This window comes from Novosphingobium hassiacum, from assembly GCF_014196055.1.
Classification (GTDB): Bacteria; Pseudomonadota; Alphaproteobacteria; order Sphingomonadales; family Sphingomonadaceae; genus Novosphingobium; species Novosphingobium hassiacum.
Map to the genome: position 1 here is coordinate 1 of NZ_JACICY010000017.1, position 19,502 is coordinate 19,502.

Here is a 19,502-nt window from a genome sequence, read left to right on the forward strand (position 1 = left end):
TGAAATTGCCACTGGACGGGTTTCGACCATTACGCACGCAAAACCGCCAATCAGAGGCTTAGCGTACGTTTACGACCAGATTCTGCGATGCCCCCTGGTACGATTGCTAGGTGGACCCAAAGGCCAGCGCGGCACTGGTCATGTCATCGTGCGGGCACCAGCGATGCGATGTTCTACAGACGGACAGAGCTACGGCCGAGTGGTTGCCACTTGCAGACTTTCAGATGGCCGAGACCTCGCTCAAGCCATGCTCGCCACAAAGACGGTTCTGCCTTGGAGGTGAGTTTGATGCTCTATTCAGCTAGCCAAGGCACCATTGTATCAAATGCAATGCCCTCAGTAGCGCGCCTTCCGAGCACAAAGTTGGCTGACTGCAACTTGCCACTGGCGCGTTTGAAAATAGTTGAATATTTTACCGGCGAACCATACGGGGGTGTTCGAATGCCCGAAGAGATTTTGACCATCCGTGAAGTCGCTGAGTTCCTCAAGGTTACTGAACGGACGATCTACAGGCTTGCCGCTGACAGCCAGATTCCGGCCTTTAAAGTTGGAGGCTCTTGGCGGTTTCGAAAAGCCGAACTCATCCATTGGATGGGCGAGCAGACTAAAGGGGGCTCAGATCCATATTGTCGGCCCAAGATCGGAGAAAATTGATCATGTTGGGTCTTACATTACGAGAGGAGTTCCGAGGCAAACGCCTAAAAGGAACTGCCATTGAGCTCTCGAACGAGTCTAACACTGGCGCGACTCAAATCGCGGCCAGAGAATTCCTCGAGATCACCTACCCTACTCATGACCTGTTAAAGGGCATTGAGGCAGTCGGCCCAAGCCAGGGCCGACCTGTAGTTGTCATGGGTGAGCGCGGCCTTGGTAAGTCTCACTTGATGGCGGCGCTGTTCCACGCAGTTCACGATCCTTCTTCCACCGAGGCGTGGTTGAAGAGCTGGGCGGTCACGTTGGGCCAGCCAGAGATCGGCCAAATTCCGCTACGGAGCGGCATGCTCGTTATCGGCGAGAGTCTTCATCGCCAACGTTACAAGTTCCTTTGGGATCTCCTTTTCGAGCAACACCCTCATGGGGCCTTCATCAAAGGCAAATGGGAAGGAATGGGCGCTTCGAAGACGGATATTCCATCCGATCAGCTGATCCTCGAACTCCTGCGGCACACGCCGTCTATGCTGCTCCTTGATGAATTCCAGACCTGGTACGACGGGCTCACGAATACCAAGCAGTTTCCTTGGAAAAACTGGGCGTTCAATTTCATTCAGATCCTCTCGGAGATTGCCAAAGAGCATCCCGACCTTCTAGCGCTGGTCGTATCGGTGCGAAATGGCGACACCGATGCCTACCAGCAGATCCACCGCGTCAACCCGGTGCAGGTCGACTTCAAGGCAGGTGGTAGCCCCGAGCGTATCCAGCACGATCGCCGCCGGATGCTGTTGCACCGTCTTTTCGAAAACCGGTTGCAAATCGGCAGGGCCGATGTCGAGGCAATTTTACGTGTACACATCTCCGAGTACTTCCGCCTTCTCGACGTTCCGTCCTCTGAGCAGGATCGAAAGCGCGCCGACTTCATCGAGTCCTGGCCATACGCACCGCACCTCCTGCAATTGCTGGAAGATCAGGTCCTTGTTGCCACGGACGCTCAGGAAACGCGCGACCTCATCCGCATCCTCGCCAACCTTTTCAAGAGCCAAGGAGAAAAGGGCCCTCTCCTAACCGCGGCAGACTTCCGGTTGGATGACGCGAATTCGGGTATCGGCGCGTTGTTAGACTCGGTTGCCAACCAGCAACACCGGACGCTCCGCGAGAAGGCGCTGCGGAATCTGACTTCCGTGGTTGAGGCCGTCCCGGGGCATGCCGCCAAGGTGCCGCACCTACAGGAAATCGTCGGAGCGCTCTGGCTTCGGTCAATTGCGGTCGGCAACCTCGCCGGCGCGGAGCCCTCAACCCTTCAGGTCGACATCACACAGGGCAAGGCCATCGATGACAATGGTTTCCAGGTCGAACTGGCGACGGTTATCGAGAACAGTTTCAACATCCACCAGGAAGGCCAGAGACTCGTCTTCCGCGAGGACGAGAACCCCCAAGCCAAGTTGATGGCGTCGGCCCGCAATGACAAACTCTTCAGCGACGGAGAGGATCTGGTGCAACTGGCGAAGGAAGTTCGCTATGTGGTCGGTGGCTCAGAAGAGGTCGCAAAGACCTTCAGGGTTATCGCCCTTCCGCGGCAGTGGCTAACCGACCCATGGACGGCCCTCGATGAAGCTGAGCACCCCGACCGTTGGGACGAGCGCCTTCCCATTCTTCTGCTCCCGGAGGAGCCAGACAAGATCAATGAGCGCCTCGGCCGCTGGCTCAAGGAGCATCTTCAGAGGCGCCGCAACACCATTCGCTTCCTGCTGCCTCGCGCCGGCTCCTCGAATGCATTTTACGATCGGGACCTGCTGATCCTCGCACGCGCCGCGATGAAGGCTCAGGAATGGAGCGGGCAAAACCCCGAGTACCGGAAGCTCCACACCAAATACCAAGGTGAGCTGAGGGACATCCTGAAAAAGCGGTTTGACCGGTTTGCGGTCCTGCATCGCTGGAATTTCGCCGACCCTGAAAGGTGCGAGTTCAGCGTTGAGGCGCTGCGCGAGCAGGGAGCCAAGATCCCAGAAGCTTTGGAGCAGGCGGTCGTAAACGACCTCTTCGTGCCCGAAGATTTCCAGGCGCTGGTTCTAGAGGCGGCGGCTGACAATGCCTCGGTCGGCAAACTGCTCAAGGAACTTCAGGAGCCCCGTGCGGGCGGCCTGGACTGCACGCCGTGGCTGGGTGAAAGCGCCATGAAAGAGCGGATCGTGCGCCTGTGCGCGAGGGGCAAGATCGCGATCAATCTGCGCGGAATGGAGTATCTACAGTCTCAGCCAGGTGAGGATGAAGACACGGCATGGCGCCGCCTGCGTCCGAAACTGTCCTTCACCGGGCGTCAGCTTGATGAAGTGTTCCTGCTGCCACCTTCTGCCGTGCCGTCGACAGGTGGGGCAACGCCGCCAGTACCGGACGTGCCAGCCCCCGTCCCTGGGGGCGGCCTCTTTGGCGGGCAACTGACCACCGGTAGCTCACCTTCGCCGATCCCTACGCCCGGTGCGGGTCCGACCGACGGCACGCCGTCCCCGGGCACTGGCGGCATCTTCGACGGCGGCGGTTCACAGCCTCGCGTGAGACTTTCCAATCCGCCGACGTCTGCCCTCAATCTCATAGGCCGACTTGAGGGTTGGGGCATCGGGCCGGCTACGCCGGTCGGCGGGGTCACGCTCGTGGTATCCGCCGCAACCGGAGCTCAACTCAAGGAGCTTCTACGGAAGCTGCCAGATGGCATGACCTTTGAGCTCTCCTTGGACAAAGAGGAAGGCTGATGGCTTTGGGCGTTGACGAACTCCGCGAGCTGGCAGGCGCGACATCAAAGGCTGCGTGGCAGTCCATCATCAGCCGCGCGGTCGAAATCTGTTCAGCGCCCCTGTCGGCGGCGACGGCTCCAAGCGAGGTGACCCGGCGCGATCGCGAAATCGGCACACTCGACCATTTCCTCTCCGCAGGTGGCTGGGATCTCTGGAAGCGGTTTGGCCACGATGTCGAACCGACGTCAGACCGTCTGGCGCGGTGGTGGGCCGAACCCTACAGCGCCAAGGCCGTCCTTATCCTCGACGGCTTGAGCCTACGCGAAATGCCCTGGCTCCTCGCAGGGGCAAAGGAACGCGGTTTCACCCTTCATGAGGCCACGGCAACAGGCTCCGAGCTGCCCAGCGACACCAACTCATTCGCAAGAGGGTTGGGCCTCAACAGCCGAAGTCAGCTTCAGAATAATGGCGGTGGCTCAGCGCATCGGCTGACACCGACCAAAACCGAATGCATCGATCTGCCCTGGGCCGACTGCGCAAACCTCATTGACGCTTCGCCAAACTGGCTTTTCTGGCACCAATGGCCCGACAGCAAGATCCATGATGGGTCGGGCGCGGGACAAGGCCTTGATGTCCTGACCCGCGATGTTGCCGAGCAGCTGAGCAGCGACGACTTTTGGGCATTCGTCGAGCGCCTGGCGCTCGGTAGAAGGCTGATCATCACTTCTGACCACGGCTACGCCGCCACTGGCCTATTCTTCGATGCCGCTGACGAGCAGGCCAACTACCTCAAATCAACGCTCAAGAGTGGCCGCAGCATCGCCGGCGAGATCGACCCGGGGCCGTTTGTCCCGCCGATCGTAATGCAAACCAACGGCTCTAACGGCGCACATCTCTTGGCGGTAGGCCGCTGGAAATGGCGCAGTCAGGGCGGCTACCCGACATTGGCCCATGGCGGCCTTTCTCTGCTCGAAGTGCTCTCGCCCTTCGTCGAACTCTCCAAGTAAGGACGCGAGACCATGGCCACCAAGAAGGAATTCATCGCACAGGAAGTCGCCCGCGCGGTCGGTGCAGGCAAGGCCGTCGCCATGGAGACCGTCGATTTCAGCGATCCGAACCGGCCCAAGACCTGCCTTGAGGTGGATTTCCCGATCCTGCCCGTCAACCAGGTCGCCGTGATCGAGGGCAATGCCGGTAAGCCCATCTATCAGATGTCGAAGTGGTGGGCACGGCGACGGTCCAGCGTGTTCCGTTCCATGCTCATAGCGGCCGCGACCAAGGCTCCCGAAGATCCCTCCCACGCAGCCAAGCTTGTCTGGGACAACTATTATGCCAACCACCAGAAGAAGGGTGCTTTCAAGCATCTGAAGGTCGCGGACATCTTCATGGGCGGCGGCACCACTCTGGTTGAGGGCTCCCGGCTGGGCATGCAGATGTCGGGCAACGACCTGAACCCCGTCGCCTGGTTCGTGGTCAAGCAGGAACTGGCTGATATCGATCTGCACGAAGTGAAGCGCCTGTTGGCCGATATCGAGGCCGAGGTGAAACCGCAAATCATGCCGTTTTACTATTGCGACGGTCCGAACGGCGAGAAAGGCACCTGGACGCACAAGCCTTCGGGCAAGGTGATGGGCGTGGATTTCGATCCACTTGTCCTGAAGTCGGACGAGCGGAAGAACTACGTCTATGAAGGGCCCGAGATCATATATACCTTTTGGGCCAAGCATGGACCCTGCCAGGTAACGGGCTGCGGCCACCGTACGCCGATCATGACAAGCAACGTCATGGCGATTAAAACACTGACTGTCAGGCATTGGCCGCACAAATGTCGATCGTGCAGCGAGCACTTCGATATCGAGGACGCCGAAGCGCGCATGGCACCGGACGTCCCGCTTTATGTAGCGCAAGACGAGAAGCCCTATTCTATTCTCGACACGAAGGGCCGCGTCATTTGTCCCCTCTGCGGCCACACCGAGATGGCAAAACTCGACAAGGGCAAGAACAAGAAGGTCGATCTCTCGCTTCTGGTCCATCCCGAGTGGCTTGCAGGGCTTCCTCGAAAAGATGAAGATGGAAATGAATATGGGGGCTCCGCTACCGACAACTATACGGCAACAGCCAAATGGAACAAAGATCGCGCAGAGCAACTACGTCTAGTTGAGGTGCGTGGCTCGCTTCCTGATGAAGTTATTTGCCCAGAAACGAAAATCACCTTCGCTGCAGGCAAAGGCGGGGGAACCGTACCAAAGAAGTCTACGTTTACATGCCAAGCCGACGGTAAAGCCAATGACGTCCTAGATTCAATAAAACTGACCAAGAAGACGGGCCCGATGGCTGGTTACGCGGTTCAAAGCTTTTCTCCGAAGAGAAAGGATGCAAACTCTCCGTATGGCGGTCGTTACTTCCTTCCATTCAATGAGCGCCTTGCTAGCCAATACAATTCTGCCATTGCAGAATGGGAGGCTCGGAAGAATGGTGACCTTTTAGAATACTGGCCGAAATCTGAGCTTCCTTATGGCTTCATGACACACCACCTCCAAGGCGGCGTTCCTAACCATGGATTCACTCATTGGTGGACCATGTTTAACCCGAGGCAGCTCTTGACTCTTAGTCTTCTGCTAAAGGCAATCGTAGAGGTTGGTGAATATTCGAATGCTGCTAGGGAGTATGTTCTGGGGGCATTCCAGAATTTCCTACGGAATCAGAACAGCTTGTCATTTTGGCACATGACGATGGACAAGCTCGCGCCGGCCATGTCGAACAGCAATTTTCACCCGAAGAATAATGTGATCGAGGTCGGCATCTTCCCACCGATGGGATATGGGCCATGGAGTTCCACTGTTGAGGTTTTGGATAAATCGCATGGCTGGATAAATAACCCTTGGGAGATTGTCAGCAAAGAGAACCTTGAGAACGCGGGCGAAGACATCGCCGCCGAAATCTTTGGGAAAAGTGAAAAAGTCTATCCGAGAGATAAGAGCCTTGGCGCAGAGGTCCGCCAAGGATCGTCTACAGAGTTAAATCACTATCCTGACAAAAGTATAGATCTTGTTATCACTGATCCGCCTTTTGGTGGGCTACTCCACTATTCTGAGCTTTCGGACTTTTTTTATGTCTGGATGCGGTTGGCGCTAAAAGATAAGTACCCGACACATTTCGGTCCGGAATATACTCCGAAATCGGTAGAGGCAGTTGCGAATAGGGCCCGTGAGCCGGAGGATCCAGACGGTTTCTATCAGCGTTTGCTGACGGCTTGTTGGAAGGAGGCCCACCGAGTGCTCAAACCCGGGGGCATCTTGGCGTTCACATTCCACCATAGCGAAGATGCGCCTTGGGTATCGGTTCTCGAGTCGCTCTTCGATGCCGGTTTCTACCTGGAAGCTACCTATCCGATCCGCTCGGACGAAACCAAGGGGGAAGGCGAGTTCGGTTCTAAAACGATTGAGTACGATATTGTCCACGTCTGCCGAAAGCGCACGGAAGAGCCCAAGGAAGTAAGCTGGGGCCGGATGCGGCGCGAAGTGCTGGCAGATGTGCGCCAACTGCAAGGCATGTTGGAAAACCACGCTCGGGCTGGCCTGCCTGCCGCCGACCTTCAAGTTATCCGGCGCGGCAAGGCACTTGAATACTTCTCCCAACATTACGGGAAGGTCTATGTCGACGAAGGTCGGCCGATCTCGGTCAAGGACGCGCTGGTCGGCATCAATCAGCTGATCGACGAGGACGCAAACAAGACCGCTGAGCCGCCCCCAGTGACGGCAGAGCCGATCACTCGCCAGTTCCTGCGCATATTCGACGGAAAGACCGAGCTTGCCCGCGACCAGATGCAGAAACTGCTGCGCGGCTCTGGCATCGCGCCCGATGAATTCACCAGCCGTGGCTGGGCAAATGAAGAGAAGAAGGTCTTTCATCTGGCCGATCCCCTGGACTTTGCCCGGGATTGGCAGGGCAAGCACAGGCGGAGACTGACGGCTGACCTCGATCAGGCGTTGGTACTTGTGGGCGCCTGTTACGATGGCAGCGGGATTAATGCCTCTGACACGCTGAAGAACGACAATTTCAAGCCCCACCCGGCGCTCAAAGGTCTCTTGGAGTGGTTGGGCAAACGTGCGCCAAACCAGCCCATGCGCAACGCGTCCTCAAGGGCGCTCTCCATCTATAACGCCTGGGCGGCCAGCAACAAAGACGCCGTCGTCCAGATGTCCTTGTTTCTGGAGGACTGACCATGAAGCGATTGCTCGACAGCGTATGGCAGCGCCGAGGCGTCAGCTGGATTTGGGATGATGAAGCGCTCTACACCGTGGCGCGCCCATCCGAAGTTCTCAGCCTGCGTGAGCTGCTGCAGGCCGGAAAGAACTGGCCAGACGACCTGCCGAGCAACGATGGTAATACCCTTGTTGTCGCTGGCCTGGATGCCTGCATCGATCTGTTGTCTCCGACCGATGCGGAGACATGGTTGGGGGACGACCTCAAGGCGGCGGTGCTGTCGTTTCAGGACGCCTATTCCGGCGAAGCGGCCTTGGTCTTCTGGCTACCATCCGGCCAGCGCCGCTTTCATACCGACATGGCTACAGACGCCGTCCGCTGGCGTTGCGCTGCTCCGCACAGTGATCAGCAGGTCGAGTTCGGGCGGCTCATCTGGGGAGAGGCCCGGGACTATCCGCAAGAAATCATTCTCGCCGATGGGGCCAAGCCGTCAGGCTTGTTCCACCTTCGGATCACCTGAGGCGGTCGCATGACAGACCAGCCTCAGTTCGCTCCCGGCGAGAGGATCGCCCACGCCGAGTTCGGCGCTGGCGTCGTCCTGGATGCGCCTCGCGAAGGCTACCTTCGAGCGTTCTTCAGTGTCGGCGAACGGCGTGTTCCCGTTGCCGGAATCCAAGGAGAGGCGTCTCGTACCGAGCGGATTCTTCGGTCGGTTGAAGGCACGGAGGATCGGGCGCGTAAGGCTTGGCTTTCTTACGAGGCGCATGTCTTGCCGCTGATGGAGAGCGCATCGGCTCTGACGTCGGCTCGCATCGACTTATTGCCTCACCAGGTGGTCCTCACACACCGGATTGCGACGGCTTCACCACGCAGGTTTCTAATCGCTGACGAGGTGGGTCTGGGCAAAACGATTGAGACCGCGCTCGTGCTGAGAGAGCTGGCGAGCCGCGGGGAACTCAACCGCGCGCTCATGGTGGTACCGGCAGGGCTGGTGAACAATTGGCATCGTGAGCTCAACGACGTCTTCAATCTCGACTTCGAGGTTTTCGGGTCTGAAGGCGACATCACAGACCGCAAGACCAACGCATTCGCCAAGCACGATCTGCTGATTGCCAGCATCGACACACTGAAGCGCCCGAACCGGATCAAGCGCCTTCTGGACGCCCCCCGTTGGGATCTGGTGGTCTTCGACGAGGCTCACCACCTGACCGCCTATCGAACTGGCGGGAAGGTCAGAAAGACCGAGAACTACAAACTGGCGGAGGCTCTCAAGGGCCATACCCGTGACCTCCTTCTCCTTTCCGCGACCCCGCATCAGGGCAACCACTTTCAATTCTGGATGCTGATCCAGCTGCTCAATCCGACCCTGTTTAACGGACCAGAGGAGATGGTCGAGCATAGGCATAGACTGAATACAGTCATTTACCGCCGGACCAAGGCGGACGCCTGCAAGCCAGACGGTGAGCCGTTGTTCGCCAGGCGCTGGGTCCACACCGAGTCCTTCCTCATGCAGGAAGAAGAGCGCCGCTTTTACGAGAAGCTGCGTGAGTACCTTGAGGACGGTTTCGATCTGGCCAAGCGCAAGGGAAGCCAGGGGCGAGCCCTGGGCTTCCTGATGGCGATTTTCCAGAAGATCGCCGCTTCGAGCTTTGCGGCCGTCCGTCGGACCCTGAAGCGGCGTTTGCTCATGCTGACGCTCAAGGAAGCCCTTCTCCGCGACCGCGAACTCGACATTGAGGGTCGCGAGCGCCTGTACGATGAAGCGCGTGAGCTGATCCATATTGAGTGGAACCTCGGTCGCGATCCGATTGGGCGGAGCGAAGTCGATCGGGTGGTGGCCGACCTCAAGTACCGGCTTGCCAGAAAGCTCGACGACGATGCTCTGGAAATGGCCTCAGACCCTTACGGCAGCGAGTTCGCCGCGTCACACGTCGAGGATATCGCCTCCTCCGTCGTGGACCTTCATCTGCCCGAGGAGCGGCTGCGCATCGGCGACCTGCTCGAAGCGTTCCCGCAACCACGCGAGACCAAGGTCCAGAAGCTGCTGGATGGTTTGGGAACGCTGTGGCGTCAAAATCCGGGCGAGAAGGTCGTCATCTTTGCGACCTATCTCGGGACTGTCGATCTGATCGCCCGTGAGATCGAGCAGGTCTATCCCGGCCAAGGCGTCGTCGTGCTTCGTGGCGGCGATCATGGCGCTAAGACGGCGGCTGAGCGCCGCTTCCGTATGAAAGATGGGCCCAGGGTTCTGGTCTGCACCGCGGCCGGCCGTGAGGGCATCAATCTCCAGTTTGCCCGCATCCTTTTCAATTTTGATCTGCCCTGGAACCCGATGGATATGGAGCAGCGTATCGGGCGCATCCATCGCTACGGCCAGGCACATACTGCCCAAGTCTATAATCTCGTTCTTTCCGACACGATCGAGGGGCGGATATTCCTGCTCCTGGACGACAAGCTCACCGAGATCGCCCGGACACTGGGCAAGGTCGACGATCATGGGAATGCCGCTGAGGATCTCCGGGCCCAGATTTTGGGACAGCTATCCGAACGGTTGAACTACGACCGCGTCTATCAAGAGGCGCTCTCCGACCCCACCCTGCAGCGAACCACCGTCGAGCTCGAGGCCGCGCTATCCAATGCCCGAGAGGCTCGGGAAGTTGTGTTTGACCTTTTTCAGGACCTCGATGGATTCAGCCTGGATGAGTATCAGCCATTTTCCGACGTCTCGACCGGCATGGGGCGGATCGTCCAGTTCATGTCATCCTCTCTTCCCGACCGACACCAGCGGCTCGCAAAGGTGGATGATCAAACCTACGATCTGACGTCCGCTGATGGGTCACGCAAGGCGCGTTTCACGCTCGATCGCGATGTCGCCACGAGCCAAGAAGGTATCGAATTGCTCGGCTTAGACCACCCGTTGGTTCAGGAAGAGCTGGGCCGGTGGAGGGGGCTGGAGCCAGAACAACTGGGTCTTTCCGTTTCCAGCGACGACCTGAGCCCGACACTCCTTTCCTTCTGGATTGTAGAATCTGCTGTCGCCAATGGTGAGCGGCGGACCACGATCCAAACCATTGCAGTGCAACCAGACGGCACACGGATGCCCGCTGTCGAAAGGCAGTCGGGTCAGTATCTGAACGCGCCGCTGGCCAAACCCTTCCTAACGGCTGAGGAAAGAGTGGAATTTTTCGGCAATGTGGTCGAGCCAACGCTCCAGCGAGAGCTCAAACACAAGGGATTGGCGACAGGCGATTTCAGCTATTCGGCAGAGCTGATCGGCTATGTGGAAATTTCAGGCGGGCAGTTCCAGCGCAGCTGAACACGGCCTGGGCTCACTTCATCCAAGCCGCGCCGAAGCCGTCTCGTGGAACACCGCGATCAGCACATCAGCCAGGCGGAGCCCAGCCTGCAGCAAGCCAAGCGTACGAGCAATCCTCTAGACGCTTGCGATCACGCCGGTCCAGATGCCCTTGGATCACAGAATTGGGCCGCTTCCCGAGAAGATGTTCGACCTTTTTGCGGACCAAAGCATCGAATTTGGGGCTTCGACGTGAGAGATACTGGTTGAGAAAGGCGCGATCTGCCGACTTTTGCGGTGGCAACTTCTGGCTGGCGAGAACCTTCTGCGGATTCCGAGGTGATCGCGCTCGGTGTTCCGATTTGATCTCGCGCGGTATTCCGATTTGATGGCGCGCAGTGTTCCGAGAATTGTCCGCGCAGCATTCCGAGGTGATCGCGCGCAGTTTGAGGTGAGGCTCACCTGATCGTTGGGGCATTCTTTCGACCGGACAGCGGTTGGAGGAATGCATGCCGACGAGGAGAGTTGCGATGCGCCATGTGCGCGAGATTTTGCGTCTGAGCCTGGATTGCGGGCTTTCGACGCGGGTAGTTGGCGAGCGGGTCGGGGTCGGACCGACGACGGTCCGCGACACGCTTCGGCGGTTCAGGCGGTCGGGGCTGACTTGGCCGGTGCAGCCTGAGACGACGGACACTGACCTGGAGTCCCGGCTCTACGGCGTGCCTGGTGTGAAGCCCGGACGTCGCAAGTTGCCGGAGCCGGACTGGGCGGTGGTGGCGCGCGAGTTGAAGCGCAAGCACGTGACGCTGCAGATCCTGTGGGAGGAGTATTACGCGGCGAACCCTGACGGCTATCGCTATAGCCGCTGGTGTGACCTGTTCCGGCGCTGGGAAGGCCGGCTGCCGCTGGTGATGCGCCAGAGCCATGCCGGCGGCGAGAAGCTGTTCGTTGATTATGCGGGCGACACGGTGCTGGTGGTGGTGGACCGCAGGACCGGCGAGGTCCGCGATGCGCATCTGTTCGTGGCGGTGCTGGGCGGCTCGAGCCTGTCGTTTGCGTGTGCGACCTGGACCGAGCAGTTTGCTGACTGGGCCGAGGCTCACAATGCTGCCTTCGCATTCTTCGGCGGGGTTCCGCAGCTGCTGGTGCCCGACAATGCCAAGGTCGCGGTGATCAAGGCTTGCCACTTCGATCCGATGCTCAACCGCAGCTACACGGACATGGCGCGGCATTATGGAACGGCGGTGCTGCCGGCGCGGCCGAGGAGGCCCAAGGACAAGGCGAAGGTTGAGGCCTGCGTCAGGATCGTCGAGCGCTGGGTGCTGGGCCGTCTGCGCAATCGTATCTTCTACAGCCTGGCCGAGCTCAATGCTGCCATTGCCGAGTGCCTTGCGGATCTGAATGAGCGCCGTGTGCTTCGCCAGTTCGGCCAAACGCGCCGACAGCTGTTCGAGGAGGTCGATGCGCCGAACCTGAAGCCGCTGCCACCGGAGCCATGGGTTCATGCGCAATGGAAGCGCTGCCGGGTCGGGCTTGATTACCATATTGCGCTTGAGCAGCATCATTACTCGGTGCCGCACCGCTACGCGCGGCGCGAGGTTGAGGTGCGTTACACGGCCCGCAGCGTTGAGGTCTTCCTCGGCGGCGAGCGGATCGCGGTGCACATGCGCGGCAGTGGCAATGGTCGGCATACGACCGTGCCCGAGCACATGCCATCGAGCCACAGGCGCTATCTCGACTGGACGCCGGCAAAGATCCAGGAAGAAGCGGGCCGGATCGGCCCGATGCTGTCGCTGCTGATGGAACGCATCATCGCGGACCGGCCCCATCCCGAGCAAGGCTACCGCTCGTGCCTGGGGATCATCGGCTTGTCCAAGCGCTTTGGCCCTGAGCGCCTTGAAGCGGCTGCGCTTCGCGCGCTGGAGATCGGCGCGCGCAATTATCCGTCTGTAAAATCGATCCTCGAAAAGGGGCTCGACAAGGTGCCCGTGTCCAAAGCCCCGGAGCGCGAGCCGATCCTGCACGACAATATCCGGGGCTCTCAATACTACCACTGAAAGGAGCAAGGATGCTCAAACACCCCACACTTGAACAGTTGAACCAGCTTGGCCTGACCGGGATGGCCCAAGCCTTTGCGGATCTGGATGGCAATGGCGATGCCGCCAGCCTGAGCCATGCGGAATGGCTGGCGCTGCTGCTCGATCATGAAGCGACATGGCGCAATGATCGCCGCCTTGCCCTTCGCCTGCGTCTGGCCAAGCTGCGGCATCATGCCGTGCCTGAGGACGTCGATTATCGCAGCGCCCGCGGGCTCGACCGCCGGCTGTTCGAAATGCTGCTGAAGGGCAGCTGGATCGGTGCCCATGAGAACTGTGCGATTATCGGGCCGGCAGGGGTCGGCAAGAGCTGGCTGGCCTGCGCCGTCGGGCATCAGGCCTGCCGTGACAATCGCTCGGTTCTCTACACCCGCCTGCCGCGCCTGATCGACGAGCTGTCGCTTGCCAAGGGCGATGGCCGCATTGCTGCGCGCATGAAGAGCCTGGCCCGCGTGGACCTGCTCATCCTCGATGACTGGGGGCTTGAGCCACTCGATGGCAATGCCCGCCACCATCTGCTTGAGATACTCGAGGATCGCTATGGGCGCCGTTCAACGCTGGTAACAAGCCAGCTACCCATAGCGCGCTGGTTCGATCTCATCGGCGATCCCACCTACGCCGATGCCATCCTCGATCGTCTCGTCCACAACGCCCACCGGCTCGAACTATCCGGGGAATCCATGCGCCGCCTCGGTCAAATTGCCACCGCTTGACCAACGGCAAACCATAGTGCCACAACATACCAACGATCAGGTGTTTAACCTGCGCGCGATCAGCTTGGAACGCTGCGCGGCATCAGATCGGAAAACATGCGCGCGATCGTCGGAATCCGCACCTTCTCCATTACTAAGTTAAGCCGGACCTTCGCCTCAAGTCGTGGTCCAGCTGGCTTCAATGCGCCGCACTTGATCAGCCGCTCACGCACTTCTGGCCGAAAGCAATTGCAGGTCGGATTGGAATACTTTTCCAACCACTTCCAGTCCGGATGCCTGCTATTCCAGCGCACTTCTCCGCTCTCGATCCCGCATAATAGTCCCTCAAGTTTTGCTCTTGTTGCTTCAATACGGGCAGCGCGAGGCTGCAAGTGACCAGACGCGATCAGGCGGGCGCGTAAATCAGGACGGTGTCCAGGAAAGCTGGGGGACAGAAGATTCTTCAGCCTCTCTTCGGCTTGGCTAAGGTCGCCATATTGCCGCAGTTTTGCGCGACCCTGGATGATGTCTTCAACGAGCGCTTCAGCCTGAATCGTCGAATTCCCTTTGCTGAAGCTCGAGAGTTCGATGCGCGAATGCTGGATTGAGCCGGCTGCAAATTCCACATCGAACAGGGGCACCCGCTCTACAGGGATATTGATGCCCGCCAGCCTGATAGCCGTGCGCTTAGGAACGGTGGTGCTGAACTGACCGTCGGGACTGATGTTGGTCTTCAGCATGGCCACGTCCGCAAGGGTATCGAGTGAGAATGTCAGCTCGTCCTCCGCAGCGTAAACCTCCCGCATGGGGTCTAAAAATGACCGGTAGTATTGCCGCGAGCGGGAGACCGCGACGCTCAGCGCGTCGACAGCATAATAGTATGTGCTGCCCGGCTTCTGCTCCGCCTTTCTGATCAGGCGTCCGATCTTCTGGATGGCATTGCGGTAATTGTAGGGGTTCCAGGCGCAGTCGAAGCCAAGATGAAGCTCAGGGTAATCGAAACCTTCGCGAAGCCGATAGACAACGCAGGCGATTTTGGTCGTGCCGTGCGGATCGCGCCAAGCCTGGAGCTGTGGGTCGATTTCATCAGCGCCTTGTCCCGCTCTACTTTCGCCCAGAATGGCGGTTGCATAGTCTTGCGTGCCGAAAATCGTGTTGATGTATTGCGCGCAAGCACGTGCGTGCGCCTTGCTGGGTAACCAGAAAATCGCTTTCGAGCCGCTGTGATTGGCCTGGTACAGGTTCGCCATAAGCCGATATCTGTGTTCCACCAGTGCAGGAACGTCTCGCGGTCGCAGACCCCGCCCGGCGAGTTCCTGAACCCGCCGGGTCAGCTTCTCAAACGTACTGTCGGCACAATCTTCGTCGATAAGGATATTGCTCTTTTCATGTTGGAAGGCCCTCGTCAGGTCGCGGTATTCGTCCGACAGTTTGAGCTCGAGCTTCAGCGAGCAATCGACGCGCACCAGATCGACGCTGTTCAGGTGGCCGCTGTCAAATGCCGACTGATAGCCATAGAAAGCAGTGTGGTTCTGCCTCTGGCCCATGGTGCTCTCGTTCAGCATCCACGGAGTTGCCGAGATCCATACCGTCTTGTGCGCCATCGACCGAATGACGGGGAAGCACCGCTTCTGTTGGTTGGCCGATTGGAACGCACCTCCCATATGACATTCATCAACGAGGGCTATGTGAGGGGTTTCCTTGTCGATCAGCCCCTTGATGCTGGATGACACATATTTCCGCCAGGTGAGAAAATGCCACCGCTGTGCCGGGTCGGCGAGACCCTCCTCAACGAGCTCGGCGAGGCTGGCGCGGGCTTGCTTCAACAGGTCAATCGTGTGGGCGAGATAGTAGACCTCACCAATTCCGAGCGAACGTGCCAGCATCGCCATCACAACCGTCTTACCAGTACCGGTCGGGGCTTCCAGATAGGCATAGTCGCTTCTGGCGAGGATCTCTTCCAGATTGTCGACGAGATTGATCTGATAGTCCCGTGCTGTTCTCGCAGACGCGCCCTGCTCGCAATGTTGATCGCCAGGATCATCGTCGCTGCGGAAATCCGGGCTTTGGTCGTTCCAGGTCTTGAGCATGTCCTTTCCTTTCGAGGCAGATTTTCATTGGATCGTTCAGTGCTGGGGGATGGGTTCACCGCCAGAAACCGTCGCGCCTTTGGCCGTGCTGGTTGTCGTAGTTTTCGCGGGTGTCGTAGGCGCTCTTGCGGATACCCACTTCGACGCGCTGGCCCCCGACGTTTCGGATGTGGAGATCACGCAAATCGACCTTGTTGCGCTGCGCCCAGTCCTTCGCCTCGCGCTCACTCCCGAAGGTCCCTGCGTCTTCGTAGTCAAATGCCATGTCTGTTCTCCTTCCTGATGATGATGTTGACGGCCCGTTTCAGGGGCTTTGCGCGACCCTTGTGCAGCGGGAGAAAGGCATCGGCGCACTGTTCCCTGAAAAGAGCCGCGCGCTGCGCCACCAGCCTCACAAAGGCGGCCGCGATCGTGCCCACCAGAACTGCGACAAGGATCATCAGACCTACCGCCACCAACTCGGCGGCCATTTTCTGGCTATCGAGGGCGGCTCGCAGATCAGCGCATCCCTGAACCCCGTGCGTATTGAGGTCGCAGACCACAAAGCTGTCCCCGCCAGCGGCACGCGCAATCTCCGAGAGTCCTGCCTCGTTCACCAGATTGGTCAGGGTCAGCTGCTGAGTGAGGTGAATCTCGAAAGTGTCTGAAGGCGGCGTGCCCGCTTTGGCATGGCCCATCTGTGTCACGATCTTCCTCCTATCGGCTGCGTTCGATGTTGCGTTCGGGAACGTCGAGCTGGGGCGTTGCCCGAAGGCTCGCCGGATCGATCCGTGAGGCATTTGCTTGCCTGTCCTCGGGTGCCCTCAAATGATCGGGAATTGTGGGCCGAAAATCGCCAGCCTCGCGGCCGCTGCGCTTGGCCTCGACCTGCTTTTCGCCAAGGGTTTCGAGCGCGCTGGTCTTGTCGCCCGGGTTGCGGTCGATCTGCGCCAGGAGCCGTTCGCGGTCGTTGGTAACGATTGTGATGTCGTCGCGCACCCGGGTTATCATGACGAGCGCCAGACGCTGGTTCGACAAGTGCCGGGCTGATGAGTGCATCTCACCGATCGCCATGTCGCGGGTGTCGCCCTGCGCCTGATGCATGTTGATCGCATAGGCCAGCCCCATGCGCTCGAGCATGCGGTCATTCTGCTTGAGTTCTACGGTCTCGCCTGCCTTGTTCTCGAGCGTGACGATCCCATCCCTGATCCCGAGGATCCTCGCCTCCTCGGACTTCATCAGCCCCCTGGCATCATCCTTTTCGGTCCAGCGGATCTTGTCGCCTTCGTAGATTGTCTCCTTGTGCTTTTCGGAGAGCCTCAAGGCATCGCGCTTGTCCGAAGGGTCGATTGCCGCCGGATCGAATTTGATAAGCTTGCCGCTTTCATCGCGCAGCATGACCCGGCCCTTCGCGTCGAGACCTTCGACATCGTACCGGCCCCGAACAAGCCCTCCGGGGGCGTTCTGGCGCGTCACTTCGAGCAGCTGGCCCTTGCTGTAGGTCGAGGCGTAGCGCAGCTCCTCGCGCGTCGCATGGGCCGGGAGGAGAGTGGTCAGCCTCAGCCCTTCCCCCTGGATCGCCCCTTCTGCCTTCAGGCCCTGCTGGACCATCCGGTTGAGTTCGCCCCGCGCCGCACGTCCTGATGAGTAAATCGCGGTCCGCTCGCGATCGTCCGGCGAAAGCTCGAGCCATTTTTGAGCGGTGACCTTGAGGTGGTCTGCGCCTGCTTCCACGACGCGCTCGCCAAGCGAGGCAAAGCTTTCCTTGAACATGCCCGCGCGCACCAGGCCCGCCGCTTCCTTCATGTGCTCGGTGCGTTGCCGCAGACTGGTGTCTATGCGGGCCATTGCGGGGTTATCGGACTGGATTAGCGAAAAGCTCTTGCCCGCCTCGATCGGTTGCAACTGGGCGCGGTCTCCAATCATGACCAGCTTTTCAACACCAAGCCGGTTGGCGATCGTGAGCAGGTCATTCATCGGCTTGTTCGCAACCAGCGACGCCTCGTCCAAGACCAGCACTTTGCCGCGCAAGGCTTCGCGCGATGCCTCGAACTTCGGACCCGAGCCCGCAAGCGCGGGCCGCAGATGCTCATTCACAAAGGATGAGACGGTTCTTGCTGCGATTTCCTGCCTGACGATCTCCCCGTCTGGCCCGCGGATCTCCGTCCCGGTCCGAAGATCGCTGACCATCTTGTTGGCAAAGGCGAGGCCGATCACTTCCCTTCCCTCCTGATGCGCCACGCTCGCAATTGCCGAGATGATCGTCGTCTTTCCGGCACCTGCGACACCCTGGATCACGATCGTGCGGTCCTTGCTGGCGAGCGCCAGTGTTCCGGCGGCAATCTGCTCGGCGTTAAGGTCATGAGTGCCCGCGACTTGCCGCAAGCGCCCGGGGGCCTCGGCCGCTTCGATGATGGAGCGGCCTGCACCCTTTCCCGCGGCGACATTGGCCAGCGTTGCCCGCTCGATCTCGACATGTTCAGGTGTGGTGTATTTCTCGGGCCGGCCATCGAGCCTGTCGCTCTTGCCCTCAAGCACCCTCCCGTCGGCCACCAAGACGCCGATCCGTGCTTCCACACCGTCAGCGGTCACGCCCTTTACGCCGAGGTCGAGCGCGGTCTTGACCAGGTCGCCTCGGCTCCAGGAGGTTTCACGTTCGCCGATGATCCTGATCGCAGAAGCGGTTGCCATCTCAGTGCGCAGCTGCGTGGGCGTCAGGGTGATCCGTTGCAGGCCATTGGTTGTCAGTGTGTCCGCTGGCCGGGTGTAGAGCTTCGCGCTGTCGCGGAGCGCGCTCAGCGTCTCCTGTACCCGCTGAGGCGATCCCAAAGGGCTTTCGCGCCCCTCGAAGCCGCGCTCCCGCGCCTGCTCGACGAGCGCCTTGGCATCGAACCCGAGCCCCGCAGCGCGCTTGGCCCATTCTTGCCGAAGCGCCTGCTTGTCATCCGGATTGAGCTTGGGATCGCGGGTGCGCTTGGTGATTTCACGCAAGGCTTCTTTGTCGTTTGCGCTCTTCCCAAGTTTCTCGGCCGTCGCCAGAATGGTCAGCCGACGCTGGCTGAAGGCTTCGATCACATCGCGCGCCACGCCCTTGATCTCGAACTGGCCGTGCTTGCCCGTGATCTGGGTTTCGTAGCCAAGCTTCTCGAGGTTCGTCCGCAGCGCGGCGTTGTAGATGGAGCCAAGGACTGTGTTGTTCTTCCAGATCTCACCGTTCCACAGCGCCTTCCAGTTGCCATCCTTGTCCTGCGTCATCGCGGCGATGACAGCATGGGTATGGTTCTGCGGGTCGAGCGCCCGGCTCGTGTCGTGCTGGAACAAGGCATAGAGGAGCTTGCCTGTGACCACGCCCTCGCCGTTGGCATTGCGTGATCGATCGCGGGCCTGCGCATAGTGCTTCTCGAGATAGGCCATGGTCGCCTTGACGGCGGACAGCTGCGCATCGAGGATCCGCTTGTCGCCGCCCAACTGCGCCAGCAGGCTGGCCGATTTCGGCATGGAGAATGTGAGGTCTATCCCCGAGCGGCGGTTTGCGTTGCCATTTACGACCGTGTCATCGGGCAGTTTGCCATCGAGGACTTTTTCGAAGTCATCCTTGGCAACGGGACCGGCAAGACCGAGTGCTTCGGCGCCCTTCCCGCCCCATTCGCTGAGCTCCGCAGGGCCATCGCCGACATAGTAGTCGTCCTTGGCGAAATAGTTTGCGGCGCCGCCGGCTGACGCGACTGATGCGACCGACAGCATCTCAGGCTACCCTTGCC

General features: G+C 59.7%; 12 protein-coding genes. 8 read left to right on the plus strand and 4 right to left on the minus strand.

The genetic code is table 11. The features are described from left to right. Positions 1–288 precede the first annotated feature (288 nt). The 8 genes from GGQ88_RS21715 to istB all read left to right on the plus strand — a co-directional run bounded on the left by GGQ88_RS21715 (position 289) and on the right by istB (position 13,693). A complete protein-coding gene (locus GGQ88_RS21715) occupies positions 289–654 on the plus strand; it encodes a helix-turn-helix domain-containing protein (RefSeq protein WP_343057292.1) in 366 nt (121 codons plus the stop codon). Positions 655–884: 230 nt separating this feature from the next. Next, positions 885–3,401 carry a DUF499 domain-containing protein gene (locus GGQ88_RS19045; RefSeq protein WP_246386365.1) on the plus strand — a complete coding sequence of 839 codons (2,517 nt, stop codon included), beginning with the start codon at positions 885–887 and terminating at the stop codon, positions 3,399–3,401. Continuing rightward, positions 3,401–4,390 (plus strand): hypothetical protein, encoded by a 990-nt coding sequence (locus tag GGQ88_RS19050; protein WP_183615058.1) that lies wholly within the window; start codon positions 3,401–3,403, stop codon positions 4,388–4,390. The genes GGQ88_RS19045 and GGQ88_RS19050 overlap by 1 nt, the downstream gene beginning before the upstream one ends. A gap of 12 nt (positions 4,391–4,402) precedes the next feature. Next, positions 4,403–7,606, plus strand: a complete 3,204-nt coding sequence (locus GGQ88_RS21435) for a DUF1156 domain-containing protein (RefSeq protein WP_183615059.1) — start codon at positions 4,403–4,405, stop codon at positions 7,604–7,606. A 2-nt stretch (positions 7,607–7,608) separates the two neighbouring features. Next, positions 7,609–8,109 (plus strand): hypothetical protein, encoded by a 501-nt coding sequence (locus tag GGQ88_RS19060; protein WP_183615060.1) that lies wholly within the window; start codon positions 7,609–7,611, stop codon positions 8,107–8,109. Between the two features lie 9 nt (positions 8,110–8,118). After that, positions 8,119–10,905 (plus strand): DEAD/DEAH box helicase, encoded by a 2,787-nt coding sequence (locus GGQ88_RS19065; RefSeq protein WP_183615061.1) that lies wholly within the window; start codon positions 8,119–8,121, stop codon positions 10,903–10,905. Positions 10,906–11,414: 509 nt separating this feature from the next. Continuing rightward, on the plus strand, positions 11,415–12,941 hold the full coding sequence (gene istA / locus GGQ88_RS19070; RefSeq protein WP_183615062.1) for an IS21 family transposase: 1,527 nt from the start codon (positions 11,415–11,417) through the stop codon (positions 12,939–12,941). Between the two features lie 11 nt (positions 12,942–12,952). After that, complete coding sequence (gene istB, locus GGQ88_RS19075; RefSeq protein WP_183615063.1) at positions 12,953–13,693, plus strand: IS21-like element helper ATPase IstB; 741 nt, start codon at positions 12,953–12,955, stop codon at positions 13,691–13,693. A gap of 59 nt (positions 13,694–13,752) precedes the next feature. Here the strand turns inward: istB and GGQ88_RS19080 are convergent, their stop codons facing one another. The 4 genes from GGQ88_RS19080 to mobF are packed head-to-tail and all read right to left on the minus strand — an operon-like array spanning position 13,753 to position 19,485. Next, positions 13,753–15,762 (minus strand): DEAD/DEAH box helicase, encoded by a 2,010-nt coding sequence (locus GGQ88_RS19080; RefSeq protein WP_183615064.1) that lies wholly within the window; start codon positions 15,760–15,762, stop codon positions 13,753–13,755. Positions 15,763–15,817: 55 nt separating this feature from the next. Continuing rightward, entirely contained in the window at positions 15,818–16,027 is a 210-nt protein-coding gene (locus tag GGQ88_RS19085; protein WP_066274977.1) for a hypothetical protein, read from the minus strand. Continuing rightward, on the minus strand, positions 16,017–16,448 hold the full coding sequence (locus GGQ88_RS19090; protein ID WP_183615065.1) for a hypothetical protein: 432 nt from the start codon (positions 16,446–16,448) through the stop codon (positions 16,017–16,019). The genes GGQ88_RS19085 and GGQ88_RS19090 overlap by 11 nt, the downstream gene beginning before the upstream one ends. 10 nt (positions 16,449–16,458) lie before the next feature. After that, complete coding sequence (gene mobF, locus GGQ88_RS19095) at positions 16,459–19,485, minus strand: MobF family relaxase (protein ID WP_183615066.1); 3,027 nt, start codon at positions 19,483–19,485, stop codon at positions 16,459–16,461. Positions 19,486–19,502 lie beyond the last annotated feature (17 nt).